Raw genomic sequence first — 19373 nt, forward strand, 5'->3', positions numbered from 1 at the left:
CCGTTAGGGCACTTGGCAACGGCACTCCAACGGCACTCGCAACGGCACTCCCGCCCCGGCGGCCCCAATGACCGCCCCACGCCGCCCGAAGCCGACCGTCGCCGACCACGCCCAGGCGTCCGCCGAGCAGGTCCGCCAACGCCCCTGCCCCCGCTGCGGCGCCGACACCCTCACCGCCCGCACACCGGACCGCGTCGCCGCCGTCGAAGTCCGCGCCGACCCCACACCCCTCGACCCCGCCGCCGAGATCCTCGCCCGCCTCGCCGGACGGCTCACCTGGTGCCTCACCGACGGCGCCCACAGCCCGGCCCGCATCCGCTGGCGCGACCGCTGGCACATCGCAGCCGGCCACTGCACCCACACCGTCATCGCCGACCACCAATGCCCGGCCCACTACGTACAGGAGACCCTCGGATGACGCCTTCCACCCCGACCACCCGCGTCTGCGGCCTCGACCTCGCCATCGGCGCCACCGGGGTCTGCCTGCCCGACGGCACCACCCTCACGGTCAAGCCCAAGGGCCAAGGCGACGATCGGCTCACCGAGATCAGGGACCGGATCGCGGAGCTGATCACCGTGGAAGACCGCCTGGCCCGAGTCGTCGTGCTGGAGGACGTGCCCGCGAACATGAAAGGCGCCGCGGGGAAGGTCATCCCGATGCTTCACGGCGCGGTCCGCGCGATGCTCTCCGACTCCTGCGTGCCGTACGTCGTGATCCCGCCGTCCACGCTGAAGGCGTACGCCACCGGCAAGGGCAACGCGGATAAGACCGCCATGGCGATGGCCGCGTACAAGCGGGCCGGCATCGAGTTCGGCGACGACAACCAGTGCGACGCCTGGTGGTTGCGCGCGGCAGGCCTCGACCACTTGGGGCAGTCGGAGTTCGTGATGCCGACGGCGCACCGCGAACGGCTCGCGAAGGTGCAGTGGCCGCCGGCAGACGAGGGCGGGGCGGCATGACCGAGCAGGCCGCCGTCATCACCGGCATCCGCCCCGGGCTGAGCGCGCGCGGCCTCGACTACGGCCAGAACACCATCGCCGACTGGCTCTGCGCCTGCGGCCACCACGAACGAGCCACCGGCCGCCCCCGCGTCGAGCAGCTGCTCGCCCGCGTACGCGTCGGCCACTGCCCACACGCCCAAGGAGCCGCCACGTGACCGCCCGCCTGCGCTGCGCCCGCGGCCACTTCCTCCCCGCCACTGCCCGCCCAGCAGGTGACCCGCAGGACTCGGACGACACCTGCCGGTGCCCGCCATCGGCTCGCCGCAAGAAACGGCGCACCTCCTACCGACGCCGGCCAGGCAGCGACCTCTGGGGCCAGGGCCTCACCGTCCGCCAAGTGCACACGATGACCACCATCCCGCTGACCGGGAGCTACCTGTGAACCGCTTCCAGCACACGCTCGCCGCCCTCAACGTCCTCGCCTCCCTCGGTCTCGCCCACTGCGCCGTGATCAGCGACCAGAACGGGGCGCCGTCCTACACCGCGTTCTTCGCCCTGGCCTCTGTCTTGCTCCTCACCGCCAGCGCACTCCACGCCCGCCACCGCAAGCAACTGCGCGCCGCTCAATCCGTCCTCGATCGTCCCGCCCGACGGCCGCGCGTCGGTTCCGTCGAAGACGGCGTCGTGGCCGTCGCCCTGGCCGGCGCTTGCTGCGAACGCTGGTGGACCAGCGCTGGCGCCGAGCACGAACCGACCACCTGCATCCGGAAGGACACGAGCGCGTGACACAGCCCAGCCCCGACCGGGACATGGCCGAACTCGCCCGCGCCCGCAAGGCGCTGCACGACTGGCTCTACAAGGGCGTGACTGGATCACGCGTACACGAGCGTGTGGCTCAGCTGGTTGACGACCACCAGACGGCAGTGAAGGACGCGCATGCACACCAGCTTGCCGAACAGATCCGCGAGGCGGGCAGCCACCTGGGGCACAACACGAACCTGGCTTACCGCCGAGCCGCCGCCCTGATCGACAGCGCTGAGGGGGGCAAGTGACCCACTGTGGACTGTGCGAGCGGGACGCGGGCCTGGGGTACCTGTGCGAGCGTCACGCCCTCGCGCTCGCCGGGTGGCTTGAGCGGCTGCCCGCCCTGGCCGACGAACTGGTCGACTGCCTTGTGCCGCGCCGATCCGGATTCGGCGAGCTGGTGACGGCGCGCACGGCCGGCCCCCGGTCGCCGATCAACGAGGACGTCCTCGACCTGATGCAGAGCAACCACGTCGGCGAGGTCGTGCACTCGTGGCGCGTCGACGTGCAGCGCGAGCGCTGGCCACAGCACACGCCACCGCCCCCCGACGGGCTGGCAGCGGACTGCCGTTGGCTGGCCATGGAGTTGGAGTGGATCGCCGCCGAGTACCCGGCCGCCGGAGATCTGGCGCGCGAGGTGCGCGGCCTGGAGGGCGAACTCCGGTCCCTCGTAGGAGATCCGGTGCCCCGGCGCCAGCAGCTCGGGCTGTGCGTTGCGGTCACGGACGATCAGGGCACTGTGTGCGGTGCGGTCCTGTCCCGGCTCCCAGGGGAGAGCCTGCGATGCCGGAAGTGCCGCTGCGTCTATGGGAGCGAGCAGGACATGCTGCTGCTCCTGCACTACCAACCGAAGCAGACTGCGTAACTATCACACCCCCCTGTGATAGTCTTCGCGTTGTGACCGAAGAACCCTGGCGGGTCCGGTTCAGGCGTGAGGACGAGCTGGTGGAACAGCTCCAATCGCAACTGCTCGAAGCCGCCAAACGACGAGCCAAAGCGCTCGCCGAGGGCAAAGCCGAACTCGGCAGCGTCTACAAGGTCGCGAAGGAAGTCGGCAAGAGCTGGACCTCCGTCGACAACGCGATCAAGAAGTACCCGACAACCGAATAGAAGCGGGGCCGGACGACAGCTCCCGGGTGGTGGAACACCCGAGGCGCGCGCGCCGCCCGACCCCTCAGCCCACGAACGAGATCGGACCTCGTCATGGACCAGCAGAACCTTAGCGCGCCGTCGAGCGCGCAGGTCAGCCCCGCCCGCAGGCTCATCGCCGCAGGCTTCATCCGCCGCATCGCCGGACGCACCATCAGCGTGCGCGCCACCGAGGCCGGCGTCACCGGAACCATCAAGACGGCCCGCGTCGCCGAGCTGCACCGCCTGTGCCGCGAGGACTACACCAGCAGCGCCGACCGCCGCGCCCAGGACCACCGCGACGACGCCTTCCTCCTCGCCCGCGCCTCCGAGGCGGTGGCCGTGCGATGAGCGACTCCTACACCCCACTGTTCGATCCCGCGAGGGACGTCGCCTTCCTGCCCCTGCCGGTGGACCGCGAGCTGAAGATTGCCCGAGCGCTGCTCGCGGAGGTCGCCGGGAAGAACATCCACAGCAAAGACGAGATGATCCGCGCCGCAGTGGCCCTTGAGGGCCGCATGCGCTCCCTCGTCGCCGCCCTCGACGCCGAGCGGGGCGAGGGCCAGTGAAGCGTGACCCGCTGCTGTGGGCCGCCCTGGTCGCGGTCCTCGTCGTCCTCGCGTCCGCCGAGTACCAACTCGCCGTCGCGTGTGGCTTCGGAACGTACGTCGCCGCCGGAGTGCCGGCCGCACTGGACGTCTACGCCCTCGCCGCGCTCCGCGCCCGCCGCGACGTCCTCGCGGTCGTCGTCGTCCTCATCGCGGTGAACGCCGCCTCACACCTCGTCGAGGTCGGGCTGCTCCCCGTGAACGTCCAGCTCGTCGTCTCCGTCTCGGCCATCGCCCCACTCGTCCTGTGGCGCGTCCACCGGCTCAGCGAGGCCGCACCGGAACCGTCAGAGGCCGTGACGGCACTCTCGCCGGAACCGAGTTCCGCCCCGGCGGAACCGGTGGCGGAACTGCCGGAACCGGCACCGGAACTCCGGGTAGAACCAGCGGAACCGATCACCGTCGAAAGAGTCCCCGAGCCGGTCGACGCCCAGCCTTCCGGGCCCGTCCTCGGCCCCTGGACACCCGTGGCGGAACTGATGGGCGGAACCAGCGGAACAGCCTTCGACCTGCGGCTGCCCAACGGCTACCGGGCCGCCGGACCCCTCGGCGGAACCATGCCGGAACCGACACCGGAACCAGTTCCGCCCGTAGTTCCGCTCACCGGAACCGACAGCGGAACCGGCGCAGAGGACATCGAGGCCACCGACAGCCAGAACACCACCTTCGAAGCCCGCGTCGCCCTCGTCCGCACCTGGCTGATCACCGAACCGGACCTCACCGGAACCGAGATCGGAACCAAGTTCCGCGTCTCCGACGGATACGGCCGGCGCCTCCTGCGCACCGCACGAGGCGACACGTGATCGTCCCGGCCTGCTTCGCCGCCGCCGCTCTCCTCGCGCTGTTCGGCCTCTACGCCGTCGCGCTGCACGACGTCCCGAAGATCTCCGGGACCGTCGCCCTGATCATCACCCTGGCCGCGCTCGGCGTGGCCATGTACCGCTGAGGAACCACCCGTGAACTACGTAACGTACGGCGGCGTCACCGTCGGCCTCTGCCTCCTCATCCACCACCTCGTCACCTGGTACCCGGGCCGCAAGCCCCTGATGAAGGACCCCGTCAAGCACGCCGCCAAGCTGCTGCCGTTCCTCGCATCCTGGTCGTACGGCTGCCTCACCACGCTCGGCATCGGCGGGTTGATCGGCACCGCGTCCAGCAGCGTCCTCGGCCTGTCCAACTGGCTCGGCGACGCCGCCCTGTTCTGGGGCGTCGGCGAGCAGCCCGGCCAGCTCGCGGCCCGCGCCACGTTCGTACCGCTGTCCGGCCCCGGAGCGTGCCTGGTGCTGATCCTGACCGCCGGGTTCATCGCGGCCGTCAAGAAGGCCGGCGAAGAGCAGGCCAGCATCCTCAAGCGGGGCGCCTGGTGCGGCATCACCCTCGGCACCAGCGCGGGCGTCGCCGGATTCGCCGCGGTGCCCCTCGCACAGGCCGCGAACTGGCTCGGCGACACCGTCTACGCGGCCCTGTGATGGCGGCCAAGGAGAAGCCCGACGAGCCCTCGGATGAGCCGAGCCGGACGGCTGGCGCGTGCGTGCTGGTCGTCCTCGTAGGCGCAGTGACGGCCGTGGTGTTCGCTGTCTCGCCCACGGTCGGAGTGCTCGCCCTGTGGGCCGTCGGGATCCTGGCGCTCTGGCGTACGGCCCGCCGCCGCATGTCCGATTCGTCCGCCACTCCCCCACCGCAGGCAGACCGCCCCTCCTGCGACGAATGCGCAGGTCACGAACTCGTCAGCGTCGCCCCTCTCGAAGGCCAGAAGGGGATGTTGATCTACACGACAGCCGCACCCGGCCTGCCCAACTACACCCACATTCACATCGCCTCAGAGGTGAACGCACCATGATCCAACGCCTGTTGACCCGCGCCTACGACTACTGCTCGACCTGCGGCTGGTGGGTCAAGGACTGCGGCCACCCCCAGTAGCGCATCCTGGTGGGCATGGAGTCGCAGATGATCCGACCCGGCCACCTCACCGCACACCAGACCGCCCGCGTCCTCGGCATGAGCCTCGGCGCCCTCCGCAACCTCGTCTGGCGCGGCCAGCTCACCCGATCCGGCGGCAGCGCACGGCACCCGTACTACGCCGTCCCCGACGTCGCCGCCCTCGCCGCGAAACGGCAGGAACGCCAAGTTGCTTGACCGCAGGTCAGACACTGTGTGACGATCCGCGTGTACAACTGTGCCCCGAAACGGGCACCACAGACACCGAGGCCTCGCCCACCAGCGGGGCCTTTGTCGTACCCGGAGGCGCTCATGCCCGCCACGATCGAGGCGCCCCGGAGCGCCACCGAAGCCGCCCACCTGCTCGCCAAGACCGGCGCACACGTCCACCTCGTCAGCGACGGACACAGCACCTGCGTACGAGCCACCTGCGGACCGAAGCCCGTACTGATCCCCGCTGCGGTACGAGAGCACGCGCGCCTGTACCGCATCGCCCTGGGCTTCGAGATCCGCCGGATCTGACCAGACTCACGGCGGCGCCCCGGCGACCTGAACCCGGGACGCCCCCGTGCAAGCATCCGCCCCATGGAGGTAGTCCGTGGCGATCCCTACTGAGGACCAGGCACTCGACAACGCTGCGCGGTTGCTTGAGCGTGCCGAGATCGAACTGACCAACCTGCCTCTCATGGAGCGCTTGGAGGGGCTTGCTGACTCATGGCTCAGCGTGGCCCACCTGCTACATGAGCGTGAGCGCGCGTGACACGTAAGGCCTTGCAGGTCTGCCCAACTCCCGGATGCCCGACCCTCACCCCTCAGGGCAAGTGCCCGACGTGCGCGGCCAAGGCGAGGACCGCTCGGCCCAGCTCGCACAGCCAGGGCTACAACGCAGCATGGAGCAGCGCGAGTACCGAGTACCTGCGTGACCATCCGTGGTGCGAGTGCCCGCAGTGCGCGGCCCTGCCGATGCTTCAGCGTGACCTGGCGACCGAGGTCGACCACATCGACGGCCTCGGACCGCTCGGACCCCGAGGGTTCGATCCCACGAACTGGCAGGCCATGAGTAAGCGGCACCACTCCCGCAAGACCGCAGCGGAAACCTGGGGAACATGACGGTTGCTCACGGTGACCGGACCCAGGGGGGTACCCCCGGCTGGCCTGGGGGGACAGAGCGCGGGGGAGGGCGCTGAGGGGTGCGCCGGGTTCAGAGGGTCCCAGCTGTCACGCAAGGTGACGGCGTTCGAGGCTGCGCAACGCAGCGTTGAAGGAGTGATCGACATGCCCCGTGGAGGAGCGCGCGCGGTGTCCGGTCCGCCGCCGGACCCGAGGTCGCTGCGCAGTACGAAGGCCATGGACAAGGGCGGATGGCGGACGCTGCCCGCCGAGGGACGCGAGGCGCCGGCGCCCGAGTGGCCGCTGACGACCCCGGCTGACCGTGAGCTGGACCTGTGGGACGACCTGTGGGCGAAACCGCAGGCGGTGGCGTGGGAGGACATGGGCCAGGAGCTGGAGGTCGCGCTGTTCGTACGGACGCTGGCCGAGGCCGAGCGCGCGGACGCCCGCGTCGACGTGAAGAAGATGGTGCGCGGCTACCTCGACTCGCTCGGGCTGAGCGTGGCGGGCATGAACCGCAACCGGTGGAAGATCGCCCCGGCGATCGAGGAACCCGTCGAGGCGAACGAGGCCGAACAGGCTCCTGTCCGCCGTCCGTCGGCCCGTGACCGGCTGAGGGTCGTGCCCAATGGCGAAGGGACCTGACGCAGGGGCCGAGTTCGTCGTCGACTTCCCCACCCTCTGGATCGTCCCGGACTGGATCGAGGCGCACTGCCCGATCCCGGACGGCTTCCGCGTGGGCGAAGACCTCGTCCTGTACCCGTGGCAGTTGTGGTGCACGGTCAACCACTACCGGGTCAAGCCGACCGCCACTGTCGGGCAGCTGGCGCCGGCGTTCCACTACCGCCGTAGCCAGGTCGTCGCTCCGCAGAAGACGGGCAAGGGTCCGTGGTCGGCGACGATCGTTCTGGCCGAGGCGGCCGGGCCGGTGGTGTTCGACGGCTGGGCCAAGGGCGGCGAGCGGTACCGGTGTTCGGACCATGGCTGTGGCTGCGGCTGGTGGTACGACTACCGGCCGGGCGAGCCGATGGGCGTGCCGTGGCCGACTCCGCTGATCCAGCTGACGGCGACGTCCGAGGACCAGGTCGCCAACGTCTACCGGCCGTTGCAGTCGATGGTGAAGCGCGGCCCGTTGTCCGAGATCATGACGGTGGGCGAGGAGTTCACCCGCGTCGGGGACGACGGCCGTATCGACGTGGTGACGTCGAGCGCTCAGTCCCGACTCGGCAACCCGATCATCTTCGCGATGCAGGACGAGACCGGCCTGTACAACGCGGCGAACAAGCTGCGCCGGGTGGCGGAGACGCAGCGGCGTGGCGCGGCCGGCATGGGCGGCCGGTCGATGGAGACGACGAACGGGTGGGACCCGTCGGAGAAGTCGGTCGCGCAGACGACGTCCGAGGCCAAGGCCAAGGACATCTTCCGGTACCACCCGCAGGCTCCGAAGTCGCTGTCGTACAAGGACAAGCGGCAGCGCCGGAAGATCCACGCCGTCGTCTACGCGGGATCCTCGCACGTGGATCTCGACGCGATCGAGGCCGAGGCCGCCGAGATCATGGAGCTGGACGAGGCGCAGGCCGAACGGTTCTTCGGCAACCGGTGCGTGGCAGGGTCGGCGGCCTGGCTGGACGGCGCGAAGTGGGCGGCCAAGGCGAAACCGCGCAGAGTGCGCCCGGGGACGCGCATCGTGCTGGGCTTCGACGGCTCGGATGTCGACGACTGGACGGCGATCCGCGCCGAGACGATGGACGGCTACCAGTTCACCCCGAAGTACGGGCCGAACGACGAGCCGACCATCTGGAACCCCGCGGACTACGGAGGCCAGGTGCCGCGCGCGGAGGTGCGCGCGGCGATGGACCAGATCTTCCGCCGGTACGACGTGGTCCGCGCGTACATGGACCCGCCGTACTGGGAGACGGAGATCGACGAGTTCGTCGACCTCTACGGCGAGGAGCGTGTGATCCGCTGGCACACGCGCCGCATCGTGCAGATGCACTCGGCGTGCGAGCGGCTGCGCACCGACGTGCTGAAGCGCAACAGCCCCGGGGCTGCGTTCACGCACGACGGCTGCCCGATCACGCAGTCGCACATCGAGAACACCCGGGCGGCGGCGCGGCCGATGGACCGCTACGTGCTCCGCAAAGCCAGCCCCGCCCAGAAGATCGACGCGACCATCCCGAGCACCATCGTCCACGAGGCTCTCGGCGACGTCATCGCGGCCGGCCTGGCCGAGGCCGAGGTGTCCTACTACTACGGCAAGTGAGGAGGGCCCGATGGCTACGGAGGCGCAGGCTCTCCAACTGGTCGCGCTGCTGGAGAACGAGCTGATCCGGCGGCGCGGCCCGATCGACCGGTACAACGACTACTACCGGGGCAAGCACCCGCTGAGGTTCGCGTCGGCCGAGTTCGCCAAGTTCCACGGCGAGCGCTACCGCGACTTCTCCGACAACTGGGTGCAGGTGGTCGCCGACTCCCCGGTCGAGCGGCTCACCGTGACCGGGTTCGTCGCCGACGGGGACACGTCGGCGGACAAAGAGCTGTGGAACGTGTGGCAGGTCAACGGGCTCGACGCCGATTCCCAGCTCGGGTTCCTCGGCGCGGTCACCGGCGCCCGCTGCTTCGTCCTGGTGTGGGGCGACCCCGACGACCCGGACATGCCGTGCGTGACGTTCGAGGACGCCTCACAGTGCATCGTCGCGTACGAGCCCGGTTCGCGCCGGCTGCGGCGGGCCGCGCTGAAGCGGTGGCAGGACGGCAACATGGACTTCGCCACCCTCTACCTCAAGCACGAGGTGTGGAAGTTCGAGCGGCCGTTGCAGCAGCAGGACAAGTCTCCGCAGATGGCCGACGTCGACGAGGCGATGAAGCTGTGGCTGCCCGAGGGTGAGCAGCGCCGCCGCCGTACGTGGGAGCCGAGGGATGCGGAACTGCTCGGCGAGCCGAACCCGCAGCCCAACCCCATGGGCGTCGTGCCGATGGTGGAACTCCCGAACAAGCCGATGCTGGTCGAGGACCCGATCTCCGACGTCGCCGGGGTGGTGGCGATGCAGGACGCGATCAACCTGATCTGGGCGCAGCTGTTCACCGCCTCCGACGCGGCGTCGTTCCCGCAGCGCGTGATCATGGGTGCCGAGCGGCCGATGCTCCCGAAGCTCAACAGCGCGGGCGAGATCGTCGGGAAGACGCCCGTCGACCTGGACAAGTTCCAGGTGGACCGGGTCGCGTGGATCACCGGCAAGGATGCGCGGATCGCCGAGTGGTCGGCGGCCAACCTGACCATGTACACCGGCATCATTGAGGTCGCCGTGGGCCACCTCGCCGCGCAGACGCGGACCCCGCAGCACTACCTCATCGGGAAGATGGCCAACCTCGCCGAGGGCGCGCTGCTCGCCGCCGAGACCGGCCTGGTGAAGCGGTGCGACGAGAAGACGCTCTGGTACGGGCAGGGCCTGCGCGAGATGGCCCGGCTGATCGCCCTGGCCAAAGGCGAGGACAAGAAGGCCGCCGCGCTGCGCTCGGGCCGCGTGCTGTGGGCGGAAACCGAGTCCCGCTCACATGCGCAGATGGCGGACGCACTGCTGAAACTCAAGCAGCTGGGCTTCCCGTTCGAGTGGCTGGCCTTGCGTTATGGCCTCACCCCGACCGAGGTCGCCGCGGTGGTGGCGCTGCGGGAGCGGGAGATGGAGATGGACCCGGTCTCGGAGATCACCCGACAGCTGACCGGAACCGCGGGCCCCGCCCCGCAGCCGACTCCGGGCCCGGACGACGGCGCCGAGGACGAGGTGGATGAGGGGGCAGCAGAGTGAGCCCCTCACCGGTGGCGGTCGCGCACGCCACCGCGCGGCTGCGCCTGGCCCTGGCCGCCGCCCGGGCCGCACGTCTGGCGTGGCGCCAGGTCGACCGCAACGCGCCCGGCCCCTCATGGCTCACCGCTCTCGGGCCTGTCATCGCCGCGGTTGCCGGCGCGCAGCTGGCCGCCGCACGGGGCACGGACCCGTGGCTCGCCGCTCTCCTCGGCAACGACCCGGACCAGGCCGACTCGGACCGGCTAAACCCGGCCGCGCTCACGGGGGTGACCGGCGACGGCACGCCCCTCGTCACCGCATTGCAGGTCCCCGTGTGGACGGCGCTGCAACTGGTGACCCGGGGCATGCCGGTGTTGCAGGCGATGGCGCGCGGACAGGCGCTGCTGGACCTGGTGGTGCGTACCGCCGTGGCGGATGCCGGGCGGGCCGCGGACTCGGTGGGCATGATGGCCCGGCCTGCGGTGACCTCGTACGTGCGGGTCGTGGAGTCCGGTGCGTGCTCGCGGTGCGTGGTCCTGGCGGGCCGTGAGTACAGCGTGAGCACCGGGTTCGCCCGGCATCCGCGCTGCCACTGCGGCATGGAACCGGTCACCCGCGAGCACCGGCCGACACCGACCAACCCGCAGGCCGCCTACGACGCGATGTCCGACGCGGAGCGCAGGCGGACGTTCGGCGAGGCGGCCGTGAAGGCGATCGACGCCGGCGCCGACATCGGGTTCGTCGTCAACGCGCGGCGCGGCATGGCCACCGCGACCGCGTTCGGGCGCACCGTCCAGGCCACCAGCGAGCAGACCCGGCGCGGCACGTTCCGTCGCCGCGAGTTCGAGCGGCTGCAAGCCGAGGGCGCCATCCCCTCGTCCCGCAGCATCCGCGGGTTCCGCCCCGAAGCGGCCCGGTTGATGCCCGAGGAGATCTTCCGGCAGGCCGATGACCGCGAGCACGCGGTCCGTCTGCTGCGCCGGTACGGCTACATCTTCTGACCCTGGCGGGCGCACAGTGCGCCGGCCGTTCAACCCCGCAATGGGAGCCCTGATGAACCGCAGCACGCTGCCCCGTCATGCCCGCGCGCACGCGCCCGGGTGGGCGCACCCCTATCCGGCCGGCCCGTTCTCGCCCGTCTTCTACCGCGATGGCGACACCGACGACAACGACGAAGGCGACGACCAGGACGACGAAGGCGACGACGACCAGGACGGCGACGGGTCGGACGACGACGGCCAGGACGACGGAGCCGGTGACACCGACGGCGACGACGACCAGGACGGCGCCGACGCGCTCGGCGACAAGGGCAAGCGGGCGCTGGCCTCCATGAAGGGCAAGTGGAAGAGCGAGCGCGAGAAGCGCAAGCAACTCGAAGACCAGCTCGCCCAGAAGGACGGCGCGGACGAGGCCGAGACTGTGCGCCGCAAGGCGGAGCAGGACGCCCTCGCCAAGGCGAACACCCGCATCCTGCGGGCCGAGGTGAAGGCCGCCGCCGTGGGCAAGCTCGCGGACCCGGCCGACGCCTTCAAGTTCCTCGACCTCGAACAGTTCGAGGTCGACGAGGACGGCAACGTCGACAGCGACGAGGTTGCCGACGCGATCGAAGAGCTGGTCAAGTCCAAGCCCTACCTGGCAGCCGCAACGGCGAAGAGGTTCCAGGGCACCGGCGACGGAGGAGCGGCGCGCAAGGCGTCCCGGCCGAAGCAGCTCACCAAGCACGACCTCAAGATCATGACCCCCGAGGCGATCGACCAGGCCCGTATCGACGGGCGGCTCGACGACCTCATGGGCGGCAAGTAGCCAGGAGGCTCACCCATGACCGTGCGGAACTTCGTTCCCGAGATCTGGAGTTCGCGGCTGCTCGTCGCGACCCGCAAGGAACTCATCTACGCCAGCCCGACCGTGGTCAACCGCGACTACGAGGGCGACATCGCCGAGGCGGGTGACACCGTCCGCATCACGTCGGTGTCCCGCCCGGCGGTCGGCACCTACGTGCCCGGCTCCACGACGATCACCCCGGAGAAGCTGACCACCGGCCAGCGCACCCTGTACGTCGACCAGTCGAAGTACTGGGCGTTCTCCATCGACGACGTCGACAAGAGGCAGGCCAAGTCCAACCTGATCCCGCAGGCGATGAGCGAGGCCGCCTACTCGCTCGCCGACACCATCGACCAGTACGTCGCCGGGCTGTACACACAGATCGCGGCGGCGAACTTCCTCAACGTGGTCGGCTCGCCGATCGACACGTACACCACGCCGACCGACGCCTACAACAAGGTGCTCGTGCCGCTGCGCACGAAGCTGACCAAGGCGAACGTGCCCAAGACCGGCCGGTACGTCATCGTGCCGCCGGAGTTCTACGCCTCTCTGCTCCAGGACGAGCGGTTCATCGCGGCCGACAAGGCCGGCACCGACCAGGGTCTGCGCAACGGGTTCGTCGGACGGGCGGCGAACTTCGACATCTACGAGTCGAACAACAACCCTGTCCCGACCGGCGACACCACGGTCGTGCAGGCCGGGGTGAAGGAGGCCGTCACCTTCGCCGAGCAGATCAACAAGACCGAGGCCTACCGCCCCGAGAACGGGTTCGAGGACGCGGTCAAGGGCCTGGCCCTGTACGGCGCGAAGGTGATCCGCCCCGACCACCTGGCCGCCGCGTTCATCAACCCTGCCCCCTGATCGGAGAGTCACAGCATGGCGACAACCCAGGTCCCGTACTCCAACCTCGTGCCCAACAGCAACCTGCTCCAGCCCGCGGGCACGGCGCTGGTGGCCGCGCCGACGAACGACATGCAGCTCGCGAACGCGTTTCCTGAGCTGACCGTTCTGCGGGTGTCGAACACCGACGACGACACCGCGCTGACGTTCACGGTGAAGGCGGGTGACCACCCGCCGGCGCTCGCCGCCGGGCAGGGTGACCTCGCCGTCAGCGTGGCGTTCGGCACGGTGCAGTTCATCGGCCCGTTCGAGTCCGGACGGTTCGTCCAGTCGGACGGTTCGATGATGTTCACCTCGTCGACCACGACCGGCACCGTCACCGCCCTCAAGGTCCCGAGGAACACCTGATGACCAAGGCGATTGAGACGATCTACGTACGCGGGGAAGGCGGGGCCGTCATCGCGATGGACCTGCCCCTCCCCGAGGCGATCCAGGAGCGCTTCGACCGAGGCCTGATCCAGCGCGTCAACGAGGACGGCTCCCCCTACGCCGTCGCACCGGCGCCCGTGCGGGCACCCGTTCCCGCCGAGGGCAGTGCGCTGACGGCAGGGCTGGTGCCGCGCCCGGGCGCGCGGGCGGGCAAGGACGACTGGGTTCTGTGGGCCATGGCCGTGCACGCCCTGCCCGAGGCGGACGCCCAGGCGATGACCAAGGCGCAGCTTCAGGAGCTGCCCGAACAGCCCACCGAGGGCGGGCCGCCCGCGCCCGGGGACGGCCGTCCGTCCGAGGACGCCCCGAAGGAAGAGTGGGTCGAGCACATCGTCAAGCGGGGGTTGCTCGCCCGCGAGGACGCCGAGGCGTACACCAGGGACGACCTCATCGACATGGTCAGCTGACCGGGCAAGGAGGCGACTGTGGCGCTTGCCCCGCTGGCGACGCTCGCCGACCTCGCCGCGCGCGGTCTGACCGTGGCCGCCGAGGAGGAGAGCGTCGCCGAGACGTATCTCGACGTCGCCTCGACCGCCGTGCGGGAAGCGGCCGGGGTGCCGATCTCGCAGACCACCTCGACGGTCTCCCTGGAAGGGCCGGCCACCCAGTGGCTGTCCCTTCCTGGCCCGCCGATCGTGTCGGTGGCGACTGTGGAGATCGACGGTGAGGCGGTCACCGACTGGAAGCTGCGCTCACACCGGCTGTGGCGCCGGTCCGGCTGGTCGCCCGGCTGTGATCCGTCCGAGGTCGACGTCACCCAGACGCACGGCCTGGCCACGGTGCCCTCGGACATCGTGGACCTGGTGTGCCGGATCGCGGCCACCGCCTTGGCCGACTACCGGTCCGATGCGGAGGGCGCGGGCCTGGCCGCCGGGGACATCCGTGCCGAGCGGATCGGCGACTACTCCGTCACCTACGGAGATGCCGGGCTGATCACCACCATGGAGCTGCCCGACTACCTGCGCGAGCGGCTCGAAGCCCGCTTCGGTGGCGGCGCCTCCGTACTGAGTTCGCGGTGAGGGGCCGCGCGGGCATCGGCCGCTACCTCAACCGGCAGCTGGAGGTGTGGCGACCCACCCAGGTACCGGACGGCGCGGGCGGGCAGAGCACCACCCTCGTCAAACAGGCGCTGCCCGTGCGGGCGAAGGTCGACCAGCCCTCGCCCACCGAACGGATGGTCGCCGCGCAGGCGGGCTCTCGCCATTCCCATGACGTGTTCCTGCTGCCGCGCGCGGACGTGCGCCGTGGCGACGAGCTGCGCGGCACCGACGACCTCGGACACGACCAGGTGTTCCGGGTGCAGTCGGTGGTGCAGCCGTCCACGCCCGTCTACTCCAAAGCTCTTGTCGAGCTGATCCAGTCAGAAGGAGAACCCGATGGCTAACCTCAATCTCATCGCGGTGCCGGTGGCCACCGGCCTCGTCGACGTCGCCGCGCAGGCCGTCGCCGCGGCTGCCCTCGGTGACACCGCGCTCGTCGGACCGGGCCGGTTCCTGTACATCAACAACGCCGACGCCTCGTCGAAGACGGTCACGCTCGCCACCCCCGGCACGGTGAAGGGCCTCGCCATCGCGGACGCGACGGTCGTCGTGGCCGCCGGGAAGCACGCGATCATCCCGCTCGCCGAGGTCTACCGCGGCGCCACCGGCCGCGCCGCCATCACCTACAGCGCGGTCACCTCGGTGACGGTCGCCTCGTTCGAGCTGGGCAGCTGATGGACGGCGTGTTCGGCAAGGAGCAGGCCGGGCGGACGCGACTGCCGGAAGCCTCCGCGCAGGAGTGCCGGCGCCGCGCCGAGGACTGCCTCGGACTGGGGGAGGTGGACGTCGACGTGCCGCGCGCCATCGCGTGGGGCCTGCTCGCCATCGCCGCCGATCTGCACGAGGTCCGCAAGCAGCTGTCGCGGAAGAGGTGACCGCACATGGCGCGGCGCGGGCGGGCGCGCGTGGAAGTGATCGGCCTCGACCGGCTGGAGCGGCGGCTGCGGGAGCTGCCCAGGCAGTTGAAGGAAGCAGCACGGGCCGAGATCGAGAACTCGGGCTCGCTCATGGTGGGGGATGTGCGCCGCAATGTGCGGGTCGACTCCGGCAACCTGCGGGCCAGCATCGACGCGGCCTACCAGAAGGACCGCATGCAGGTCGAGGTCGGGTGGCGTGATCAGGACGACCTTTACGCCCTGTTCCATGAGCGCGGCACACGGCGGACGCCCGCGAACCCCACGCTCATCCCCGCGCTGGAGCGTGCCGGGCAGCAGTTCGTGCAGCGGCTCAAGGACGAAGTGCGGAGGCAGATCCGGTGAGCATGCCCGTGTCCAACTCCGCCGTCCTGCCCCTGCAAGTAGCCGTGCTCGCCCTGCTGGAGGCGGACGCCGAACTCGCGGCCCTGATCCAGGGCGTCTTCGACTGGGTCGACGAAGGCCAGACCTATCCGTACGTCGTGATCGGTGAAGCGATCGAGACGCCGGACAACACGCACGACTCCCACGGCTCCAACACCGTGATCACGCTGCACGTGTGGTCGAAGTACCGCGGCTACGCGCAGGCCCTGACAATCGCGGCCCGGCTGCGCGCTCTGCTGGAGCACCGGCACCTGACGATCGCCGGGCACCGGCACATCGCCACCTACTACGTGTCCCAGCAGACGATCACCGACCCCGAACCGCCGGGCGACATCCGGCACGTACCCGTCTCGTTCCGGGTCCTGACCCAGGTCAGCCCGTGAGATCCGACCAGCACCGAGAGGAAGTGACCGACCATGGCCGGTGAGGACGCAACCGGGACACAGCTCCTGAGGGACTCCACAGGCTCCGGGGCGTTCGTGGTGATCGCGAGCGTCGAAGACCTGTCGGGCCCAGGACGGTCCCGCAACATGATCGACGTGTCCGCGCACGACAGCCCGGACAAGTACCGCGAGTACGTCAAGGGCATGAAGGACGGCGGCGAGGTCACCGCCACCATCAACTACCGCCCCGGCGAGACCACCCACCAGCAGCTCGACGCGGACTTCGAAGAGGACGACCTGCGCGACTACCAGCTGGTGATCCTCCCGGGCGATGCGGACGAGCACACCTGGGACTTCACCGCGGGCATCAGCGACATCAGCGACGAGTTCCCCCTCGACGACAAGATGGCGAGAGAGGTCACCTTCAAGATCTCCGGCAAGCCCACCCTGACCCCCACCGGCTGACGAACAACCAGAGGAGCACTGCCGTGGGCAGCATCAGAGACGCCATCCGCGCCGCGCAGGACATCAAGACCCAGAAGGACGTGGAGCTCCCCGAGTGGAACGTCACCGTCGACGTGTGGGGCCTGCCCTCCGGTGACTGGGAGGCCTACCAGAACAAGCTGAACAGGATCCACTTCCAGGAGGGCAAGGCCGGCGCCGAGATGGCGGTGAAGTCCAACCGGGCGCAGATCGTCGCCAAGGCCCTGTACGAACCGGGCACCGACAAGCTCGTCTTCCCCGACCTGGCCGAGGGCGTCGCGACCCTCAGCAAGAAGAACCAGGGGACTGTCGACGGTCTGTTCAAGCTGTGCCGTCACCTGTCCGGCGAGGACCGCGACTTCGAGCAGAAGGTGAAGGACGCGGAGGGAAACTCCGGCGGCGACCAGAGCTGAGGCTCCTCTACGACCTGTCTGTCGCCTACCAGCTTCCGCCGGACGAGGTCATGGACAGGTTCACCGAGGAGCAGATGGTGTACCTGGTCGCCTACCAGAACCTCTACGGGCTCATCACCCCGCGCCGCCTCGACATGGTCCTGGCCCGTCTCGGGATGGACGTGGTCTCACCGCACCTGAAGAAGGGCGCCCGGCCCCGGCTGCGGGACCACCTGATGACGTGGTCGCGTGCGGACCGGCCACGCCGCACGGGCAGGGAGATGCTCGGCATCGTCCAGGGCATCCAGGCGCAGTTCGACCAGGACCACGACACCGAGCGCGAACAGCGCGGCGAGCGTGCCCGCCGTGCCCGGCGAGCCCTACGGACGAAGGAGGGTTCCCGTGACGGTTCTCGATGAGGTCCTGGTCCGGCTCGGCGTCGACATGTCGGAGGCCGAGGGCGAGGTCGAGCGCGGCGCGGACGGCATCACCGGCCAGCTCGACGGGCTGGCCGTGGCTGGCGGCGCCGCAGCGGTGGGCCTCGGCGCGGCGTTCGCCGTGGGCCTCCAGTCCGCGATGGACATCTCGGCGGCCACCGACAAGCTGAAGCAGGGCCTGGGCCTGACCCAGGAGGAGGCCGACCGTGCCGGGAAGCTTTCCGGTGAGGTGTTCTCCGCCGGGTTCGGCGAATCCATGGAGGGCGTCGCGGACGCCATGGGCTCGGTCATCGGCGCGATGGGCAAGGTCGGTGACTTCACCGACGCCGAGCTGACGGACATGACCAAGAGCGCGACCGCCCTGGAGAAGGTTTTCGGGATGGACATCCCCGAGGCCACCAACGCCGCCGGGGCGCTCATCAAGCAGGGCCTCGTCAAGGACGGCACCGAAGCCTTCGACGTACTGACCAAGGCGGCGCAGACCCTGCCCTCCTCGATGGCCGCGGACATCCCCGCGATCGTCAGCGAGTACGGCACGCACTTCAAGCGGATCGGTCTGGACGCGGCGCAGGCGTTCGGGATGATGTCGCAGTTCGTGCAGGCGGGTGGCCGGGACATCGACCAGGCCGCCGACGTGCTGCACGAGTTCGCCCGCATCACCTCCGAGGAGACACCCCGCGCCGCGGAAGGCTTCAAGGCGCTGGGCCTGGACGCGGACAAGATGCTCAGCGACATCGGCAAGGGCGGCAAACCGGCAGCGGACGCGCTCGCCCTGACCCTGGACGCCCTGCGTGGCGTGAAGGACCCCGCCAAGCAAGCCGAGTTGGGCATCGCCCTGTTCGGTGACATGGCCGGTGAGGCGGCGGGCGCACTGCTGGCGATGAACCCCGAGACGGCGAAGGCCGCCACCGGCATGGATGACGTCGCCGGCGCGGCGAAGGGCGTCACGGACAGCATGGCCGCTTCGCCCGCGCAGCAGTGGGACTCCATCATGCGGACCGTGTCGACGACGCTGGGTCAGATGCTGCTGCCCGCCCTGCGGTTCGTCTCCGACCTGTTCAAGGAACACCCCGGGCTGCTGCAGATCCTCATCCCGATCGTCCTCGGTCTGGCCGCCGGGCTGGCCATCGCAGCCGCCGCACAGTGGGCGATGAACACCGCGCTCTTCGCCTTCCCCGGTACCTGGATCATCCTCGCCGTCCTCGCGGTGATCGCGATCATCGTGCTGCTGTGGAAGAAGAGCGAGACGTTCCGCGACATCGTGACCGCCGTGTGGCGCGTCGTCAGCGAGGCCGTCATGACCCGTGTGCGGATGATCCTTGCCGCAGTTGCGTGGCTGGCTGCTCTGCCCGGCAAGATCGGCGGCTGGTTCGGGCAGGCCAAGGACTGGGCGATCCGCAAAATGGTGGAGCTGGTGTTGTGGCTGGCCGGTCTCCCCGGGCGGGTCGGGCGTGCGGTGTCGGGCATGTTCGACGGCATCCCGCGCGCCTTCCGAGGGGCGATCAACGCCGTCATCGGAGCCTGGAACGGCCTCAGCTTCACGATCGGCGGCGGCTCCATCATGGGCGTCGACATTCCGTCAATGACCCTGGGCACACCGAACATCCCGATGCTCGAAGACGGCGGTATCGCCACCGGGCCGACCCTGGCGATGGTCGGGGAGGGCTCGGAGAAGGAAGCGATCCTGCCGCTGTCCCGGCTGGAGCAGCTGCTCAACTCCTCGTCGCGGGTGTCCTCCAAACTCCAGCCTGCCGAGGCACGGTTCGTGCTGGTCTTCGAGGGCGCCGAGGACCGCTTCATCACCTGGTTCCAGGACGTCACCCACCGCAAGGGCGGCGGGTCGGTCGCCAAGCTCGCAGGGGAGGGATGACGCGT

Annotated in this window: 35 protein-coding genes; all 35 read left to right on the forward strand. The window is 70.0% G+C overall.

Annotated elements, in window-relative coordinates; translation table 11 throughout:
• Positions 1 to 67 precede the first annotated feature (67 nt).
• The 35 genes from STRTUCAR8_RS45605 (at position 68) to STRTUCAR8_RS45765 (ending at position 19368) form a co-directional block, all read left to right on the forward strand.
• On the forward strand, positions 68 to 418 hold the full coding sequence (locus STRTUCAR8_RS45605; protein WP_006383361.1) for a hypothetical protein: 351 nt from the start codon (positions 68 to 70) through the stop codon (positions 416 to 418).
• Complete coding sequence (locus STRTUCAR8_RS45610) at positions 415 to 960, forward strand: hypothetical protein (RefSeq protein WP_006383368.1); 546 nt, start codon at positions 415 to 417, stop codon at positions 958 to 960. The genes STRTUCAR8_RS45605 and STRTUCAR8_RS45610 overlap by 4 nt, the downstream gene beginning before the upstream one ends.
• The gene (locus tag STRTUCAR8_RS53645; RefSeq protein WP_199791741.1) at positions 957 to 1157 is read left to right on the forward strand and encodes a hypothetical protein; all 201 of its coding nucleotides are present in this window, start codon (positions 957 to 959) and stop codon (positions 1155 to 1157) included. The genes STRTUCAR8_RS45610 and STRTUCAR8_RS53645 overlap by 4 nt, the downstream gene beginning before the upstream one ends.
• Positions 1154 to 1384: a hypothetical protein gene (locus tag STRTUCAR8_RS45620; protein WP_006383329.1), complete on the forward strand. Its 231-nt coding sequence runs from the start codon at positions 1154 to 1156 to the stop codon at positions 1382 to 1384. Before STRTUCAR8_RS53645 ends, STRTUCAR8_RS45620 begins: the two co-directional genes overlap by 4 nt.
• Positions 1381 to 1728: a hypothetical protein gene (locus STRTUCAR8_RS45625; RefSeq protein WP_006383350.1), complete on the forward strand. Its 348-nt coding sequence runs from the start codon at positions 1381 to 1383 to the stop codon at positions 1726 to 1728. The genes STRTUCAR8_RS45620 and STRTUCAR8_RS45625 overlap by 4 nt, the downstream gene beginning before the upstream one ends.
• Positions 1725 to 1994: a hypothetical protein gene (locus STRTUCAR8_RS45630; protein WP_006383357.1), complete on the forward strand. Its 270-nt coding sequence runs from the start codon at positions 1725 to 1727 to the stop codon at positions 1992 to 1994. The genes STRTUCAR8_RS45625 and STRTUCAR8_RS45630 overlap by 4 nt, the downstream gene beginning before the upstream one ends.
• Positions 1991 to 2611 carry a hypothetical protein gene (locus tag STRTUCAR8_RS45635; protein WP_006383378.1) on the forward strand — a complete coding sequence of 207 codons (621 nt, stop codon included), beginning with the start codon at positions 1991 to 1993 and terminating at the stop codon, positions 2609 to 2611. The genes STRTUCAR8_RS45630 and STRTUCAR8_RS45635 overlap by 4 nt, the downstream gene beginning before the upstream one ends.
• 32 nt (positions 2612 to 2643) lie before the next feature.
• Positions 2644 to 2856, forward strand: coding sequence for a hypothetical protein (locus STRTUCAR8_RS45640; RefSeq protein ID WP_199791739.1), 213 nt, complete (start codon positions 2644 to 2646; stop codon positions 2854 to 2856).
• Between the two features lie 93 nt (positions 2857 to 2949).
• Positions 2950 to 3225, forward strand: coding sequence for a hypothetical protein (locus STRTUCAR8_RS45645; protein WP_006383351.1), 276 nt, complete (start codon positions 2950 to 2952; stop codon positions 3223 to 3225).
• The gene (locus STRTUCAR8_RS45650; RefSeq protein ID WP_006383340.1) at positions 3222 to 3443 is read left to right on the forward strand and encodes a hypothetical protein; all 222 of its coding nucleotides are present in this window, start codon (positions 3222 to 3224) and stop codon (positions 3441 to 3443) included. The genes STRTUCAR8_RS45645 and STRTUCAR8_RS45650 overlap by 4 nt, the downstream gene beginning before the upstream one ends.
• On the forward strand, positions 3440 to 4285 hold the full coding sequence (locus STRTUCAR8_RS45655; RefSeq protein ID WP_006383390.1) for a hypothetical protein: 846 nt from the start codon (positions 3440 to 3442) through the stop codon (positions 4283 to 4285). The genes STRTUCAR8_RS45650 and STRTUCAR8_RS45655 overlap by 4 nt, the downstream gene beginning before the upstream one ends.
• The gene (locus tag STRTUCAR8_RS53650) at positions 4282 to 4428 is read left to right on the forward strand and encodes a hypothetical protein (protein ID WP_006383337.1); all 147 of its coding nucleotides are present in this window, start codon (positions 4282 to 4284) and stop codon (positions 4426 to 4428) included. Before STRTUCAR8_RS45655 ends, STRTUCAR8_RS53650 begins: the two co-directional genes overlap by 4 nt.
• Before the next feature lie 10 nt (positions 4429 to 4438).
• Positions 4439 to 4951, forward strand: coding sequence for a hypothetical protein (locus STRTUCAR8_RS45660; RefSeq protein ID WP_006383343.1), 513 nt, complete (start codon positions 4439 to 4441; stop codon positions 4949 to 4951).
• Positions 4951 to 5322 (forward strand): hypothetical protein, encoded by a 372-nt coding sequence (locus STRTUCAR8_RS45665; protein ID WP_044474019.1) that lies wholly within the window; start codon positions 4951 to 4953, stop codon positions 5320 to 5322. Before STRTUCAR8_RS45660 ends, STRTUCAR8_RS45665 begins: the two co-directional genes overlap by 1 nt.
• Before the next feature lie 95 nt (positions 5323 to 5417).
• Positions 5418 to 5618: a hypothetical protein gene (locus STRTUCAR8_RS45670; protein ID WP_044474020.1), complete on the forward strand. Its 201-nt coding sequence runs from the start codon at positions 5418 to 5420 to the stop codon at positions 5616 to 5618.
• Positions 5619 to 5732: 114 nt separating this feature from the next.
• Positions 5733 to 5942 carry a hypothetical protein gene (locus STRTUCAR8_RS45675; RefSeq protein ID WP_006383325.1) on the forward strand — a complete coding sequence of 70 codons (210 nt, stop codon included), beginning with the start codon at positions 5733 to 5735 and terminating at the stop codon, positions 5940 to 5942.
• Positions 5943 to 6018: 76 nt separating this feature from the next.
• A complete protein-coding gene (locus STRTUCAR8_RS53655) occupies positions 6019 to 6180 on the forward strand; it encodes a hypothetical protein (RefSeq protein ID WP_006383380.1) in 162 nt (53 codons plus the stop codon).
• 515 nt (positions 6181 to 6695) lie between these two features.
• Complete coding sequence (locus STRTUCAR8_RS45680; RefSeq protein WP_234372537.1) at positions 6696 to 7175, forward strand: hypothetical protein; 480 nt, start codon at positions 6696 to 6698, stop codon at positions 7173 to 7175.
• Positions 7159 to 8793, forward strand: a complete 1635-nt coding sequence (locus STRTUCAR8_RS45685; RefSeq protein WP_006383352.1) for a hypothetical protein — start codon at positions 7159 to 7161, stop codon at positions 8791 to 8793. The genes STRTUCAR8_RS45680 and STRTUCAR8_RS45685 overlap by 17 nt, the downstream gene beginning before the upstream one ends.
• A gap of 10 nt (positions 8794 to 8803) precedes the next feature.
• Entirely contained in the window at positions 8804 to 10336 is a 1533-nt protein-coding gene (locus STRTUCAR8_RS45690; RefSeq protein ID WP_006383335.1) for a phage portal protein, read from the forward strand.
• Entirely contained in the window at positions 10333 to 11316 is a 984-nt protein-coding gene (locus STRTUCAR8_RS45695) for a VG15 protein (RefSeq protein ID WP_234372538.1), read from the forward strand. Before STRTUCAR8_RS45690 ends, STRTUCAR8_RS45695 begins: the two co-directional genes overlap by 4 nt.
• Positions 11317 to 11368: 52 nt before the next feature.
• On the forward strand, positions 11369 to 12118 hold the full coding sequence (locus tag STRTUCAR8_RS45700) for a hypothetical protein (RefSeq protein WP_044474021.1): 750 nt from the start codon (positions 11369 to 11371) through the stop codon (positions 12116 to 12118).
• A gap of 15 nt (positions 12119 to 12133) precedes the next feature.
• Positions 12134 to 12997 carry a phage major capsid protein gene (locus tag STRTUCAR8_RS45705; RefSeq protein ID WP_006383322.1) on the forward strand — a complete coding sequence of 288 codons (864 nt, stop codon included), beginning with the start codon at positions 12134 to 12136 and terminating at the stop codon, positions 12995 to 12997.
• Between the two features lie 15 nt (positions 12998 to 13012).
• On the forward strand, positions 13013 to 13384 hold the full coding sequence (locus STRTUCAR8_RS45710; RefSeq protein WP_006383379.1) for a hypothetical protein: 372 nt from the start codon (positions 13013 to 13015) through the stop codon (positions 13382 to 13384).
• Positions 13384 to 13872: a hypothetical protein gene (locus STRTUCAR8_RS45715; protein ID WP_006383324.1), complete on the forward strand. Its 489-nt coding sequence runs from the start codon at positions 13384 to 13386 to the stop codon at positions 13870 to 13872. Before STRTUCAR8_RS45710 ends, STRTUCAR8_RS45715 begins: the two co-directional genes overlap by 1 nt.
• A gap of 18 nt (positions 13873 to 13890) precedes the next feature.
• A complete protein-coding gene (locus tag STRTUCAR8_RS45720; RefSeq protein ID WP_006383320.1) occupies positions 13891 to 14484 on the forward strand; it encodes a head-tail connector protein in 594 nt (197 codons plus the stop codon).
• Positions 14481 to 14849, forward strand: coding sequence for a head-tail adaptor protein (locus tag STRTUCAR8_RS45725; RefSeq protein WP_006383336.1), 369 nt, complete (start codon positions 14481 to 14483; stop codon positions 14847 to 14849). Before STRTUCAR8_RS45720 ends, STRTUCAR8_RS45725 begins: the two co-directional genes overlap by 4 nt.
• Positions 14842 to 15180, forward strand: coding sequence for a hypothetical protein (locus STRTUCAR8_RS45730; RefSeq protein WP_006383318.1), 339 nt, complete (start codon positions 14842 to 14844; stop codon positions 15178 to 15180). The genes STRTUCAR8_RS45725 and STRTUCAR8_RS45730 overlap by 8 nt, the downstream gene beginning before the upstream one ends.
• Positions 15180 to 15380 (forward strand): hypothetical protein, encoded by a 201-nt coding sequence (locus STRTUCAR8_RS45735; protein WP_006383387.1) that lies wholly within the window; start codon positions 15180 to 15182, stop codon positions 15378 to 15380. Before STRTUCAR8_RS45730 ends, STRTUCAR8_RS45735 begins: the two co-directional genes overlap by 1 nt.
• A gap of 6 nt (positions 15381 to 15386) precedes the next feature.
• Positions 15387 to 15764: an HK97-gp10 family putative phage morphogenesis protein gene (locus STRTUCAR8_RS45740; protein WP_044474022.1), complete on the forward strand. Its 378-nt coding sequence runs from the start codon at positions 15387 to 15389 to the stop codon at positions 15762 to 15764.
• A gap of 2 nt (positions 15765 to 15766) precedes the next feature.
• Positions 15767 to 16186: a DUF3168 domain-containing protein gene (locus STRTUCAR8_RS45745; protein WP_044474023.1), complete on the forward strand. Its 420-nt coding sequence runs from the start codon at positions 15767 to 15769 to the stop codon at positions 16184 to 16186.
• Positions 16187 to 16219: 33 nt separating this feature from the next.
• On the forward strand, positions 16220 to 16651 hold the full coding sequence (locus STRTUCAR8_RS45750) for a phage tail tube protein (protein ID WP_006383342.1): 432 nt from the start codon (positions 16220 to 16222) through the stop codon (positions 16649 to 16651).
• Between the two features lie 23 nt (positions 16652 to 16674).
• On the forward strand, positions 16675 to 17082 hold the full coding sequence (locus tag STRTUCAR8_RS45755; RefSeq protein ID WP_006383347.1) for a hypothetical protein: 408 nt from the start codon (positions 16675 to 16677) through the stop codon (positions 17080 to 17082).
• 50 nt (positions 17083 to 17132) lie between these two features.
• Positions 17133 to 17480: a phage tail assembly protein T gene (locus STRTUCAR8_RS45760; protein WP_006383391.1), complete on the forward strand. Its 348-nt coding sequence runs from the start codon at positions 17133 to 17135 to the stop codon at positions 17478 to 17480.
• On the forward strand, positions 17464 to 19368 hold the full coding sequence (locus STRTUCAR8_RS45765) for a phage tail tape measure protein (RefSeq protein WP_006383363.1): 1905 nt from the start codon (positions 17464 to 17466) through the stop codon (positions 19366 to 19368). The genes STRTUCAR8_RS45760 and STRTUCAR8_RS45765 overlap by 17 nt, the downstream gene beginning before the upstream one ends.
• The last annotated feature ends 5 nt before the right edge of the window (positions 19369 to 19373 follow it).

It is taken from the genome of Streptomyces turgidiscabies Car8 (assembly GCF_000331005.1).
GTDB lineage: Bacteria > Actinomycetota > Actinomycetes > Streptomycetales > Streptomycetaceae > Streptomyces > Streptomyces turgidiscabies.

What these genes read in the sequence shown, in the direction of transcription:
- STRTUCAR8_RS45605 (WP_006383361.1), top strand. Translation starts at nt 68, where the DNA reads ATGACCGCCCCACGCCGCCCGAAGCCGACCGTCGCCGACCACGCCCAG.
- STRTUCAR8_RS45610 (WP_006383368.1), top strand. Translation starts at nt 415, where the DNA reads ATGACGCCTTCCACCCCGACCACCCGCGTCTGCGGCCTCGACCTCGCC.
- STRTUCAR8_RS53645 (WP_199791741.1), top strand. Translation starts at nt 957, where the DNA reads ATGACCGAGCAGGCCGCCGTCATCACCGGCATCCGCCCCGGGCTGAGC.
- STRTUCAR8_RS45645 (WP_006383351.1), top strand. Translation starts at nt 2,950, where the DNA reads ATGGACCAGCAGAACCTTAGCGCGCCGTCGAGCGCGCAGGTCAGCCCC.
- STRTUCAR8_RS45650 (WP_006383340.1), top strand. Translation starts at nt 3,222, where the DNA reads ATGAGCGACTCCTACACCCCACTGTTCGATCCCGCGAGGGACGTCGCC.
- STRTUCAR8_RS45665 (WP_044474019.1), top strand. Translation starts at nt 4,951, where the DNA reads ATGGCGGCCAAGGAGAAGCCCGACGAGCCCTCGGATGAGCCGAGCCGG.
- STRTUCAR8_RS45670 (WP_044474020.1), top strand. Translation starts at nt 5,418, where the DNA reads ATGGAGTCGCAGATGATCCGACCCGGCCACCTCACCGCACACCAGACC.
- STRTUCAR8_RS45675 (WP_006383325.1), top strand. Translation starts at nt 5,733, where the DNA reads ATGCCCGCCACGATCGAGGCGCCCCGGAGCGCCACCGAAGCCGCCCAC.
- STRTUCAR8_RS45680 (WP_234372537.1), top strand. Translation starts at nt 6,696, where the DNA reads ATGCCCCGTGGAGGAGCGCGCGCGGTGTCCGGTCCGCCGCCGGACCCG.
- STRTUCAR8_RS45685 (WP_006383352.1), top strand. Translation starts at nt 7,159, where the DNA reads ATGGCGAAGGGACCTGACGCAGGGGCCGAGTTCGTCGTCGACTTCCCC.
- STRTUCAR8_RS45690 (WP_006383335.1), top strand. Translation starts at nt 8,804, where the DNA reads ATGGCTACGGAGGCGCAGGCTCTCCAACTGGTCGCGCTGCTGGAGAAC.
- STRTUCAR8_RS45700 (WP_044474021.1), top strand. Translation starts at nt 11,369, where the DNA reads ATGAACCGCAGCACGCTGCCCCGTCATGCCCGCGCGCACGCGCCCGGG.
- STRTUCAR8_RS45705 (WP_006383322.1), top strand. Translation starts at nt 12,134, where the DNA reads ATGACCGTGCGGAACTTCGTTCCCGAGATCTGGAGTTCGCGGCTGCTC.
- STRTUCAR8_RS45710 (WP_006383379.1), top strand. Translation starts at nt 13,013, where the DNA reads ATGGCGACAACCCAGGTCCCGTACTCCAACCTCGTGCCCAACAGCAAC.
- STRTUCAR8_RS45715 (WP_006383324.1), top strand. Translation starts at nt 13,384, where the DNA reads ATGACCAAGGCGATTGAGACGATCTACGTACGCGGGGAAGGCGGGGCC.
- STRTUCAR8_RS45730 (WP_006383318.1), top strand. Translation starts at nt 14,842, where the DNA reads ATGGCTAACCTCAATCTCATCGCGGTGCCGGTGGCCACCGGCCTCGTC.
- STRTUCAR8_RS45735 (WP_006383387.1), top strand. Translation starts at nt 15,180, where the DNA reads ATGGACGGCGTGTTCGGCAAGGAGCAGGCCGGGCGGACGCGACTGCCG.
- STRTUCAR8_RS45740 (WP_044474022.1), top strand. Translation starts at nt 15,387, where the DNA reads ATGGCGCGGCGCGGGCGGGCGCGCGTGGAAGTGATCGGCCTCGACCGG.
- STRTUCAR8_RS45745 (WP_044474023.1), top strand. Translation starts at nt 15,767, where the DNA reads ATGCCCGTGTCCAACTCCGCCGTCCTGCCCCTGCAAGTAGCCGTGCTC.
- STRTUCAR8_RS45750 (WP_006383342.1), top strand. Translation starts at nt 16,220, where the DNA reads ATGGCCGGTGAGGACGCAACCGGGACACAGCTCCTGAGGGACTCCACA.
- STRTUCAR8_RS45760 (WP_006383391.1), top strand. Translation starts at nt 17,133, where the DNA reads ATGGACAGGTTCACCGAGGAGCAGATGGTGTACCTGGTCGCCTACCAG.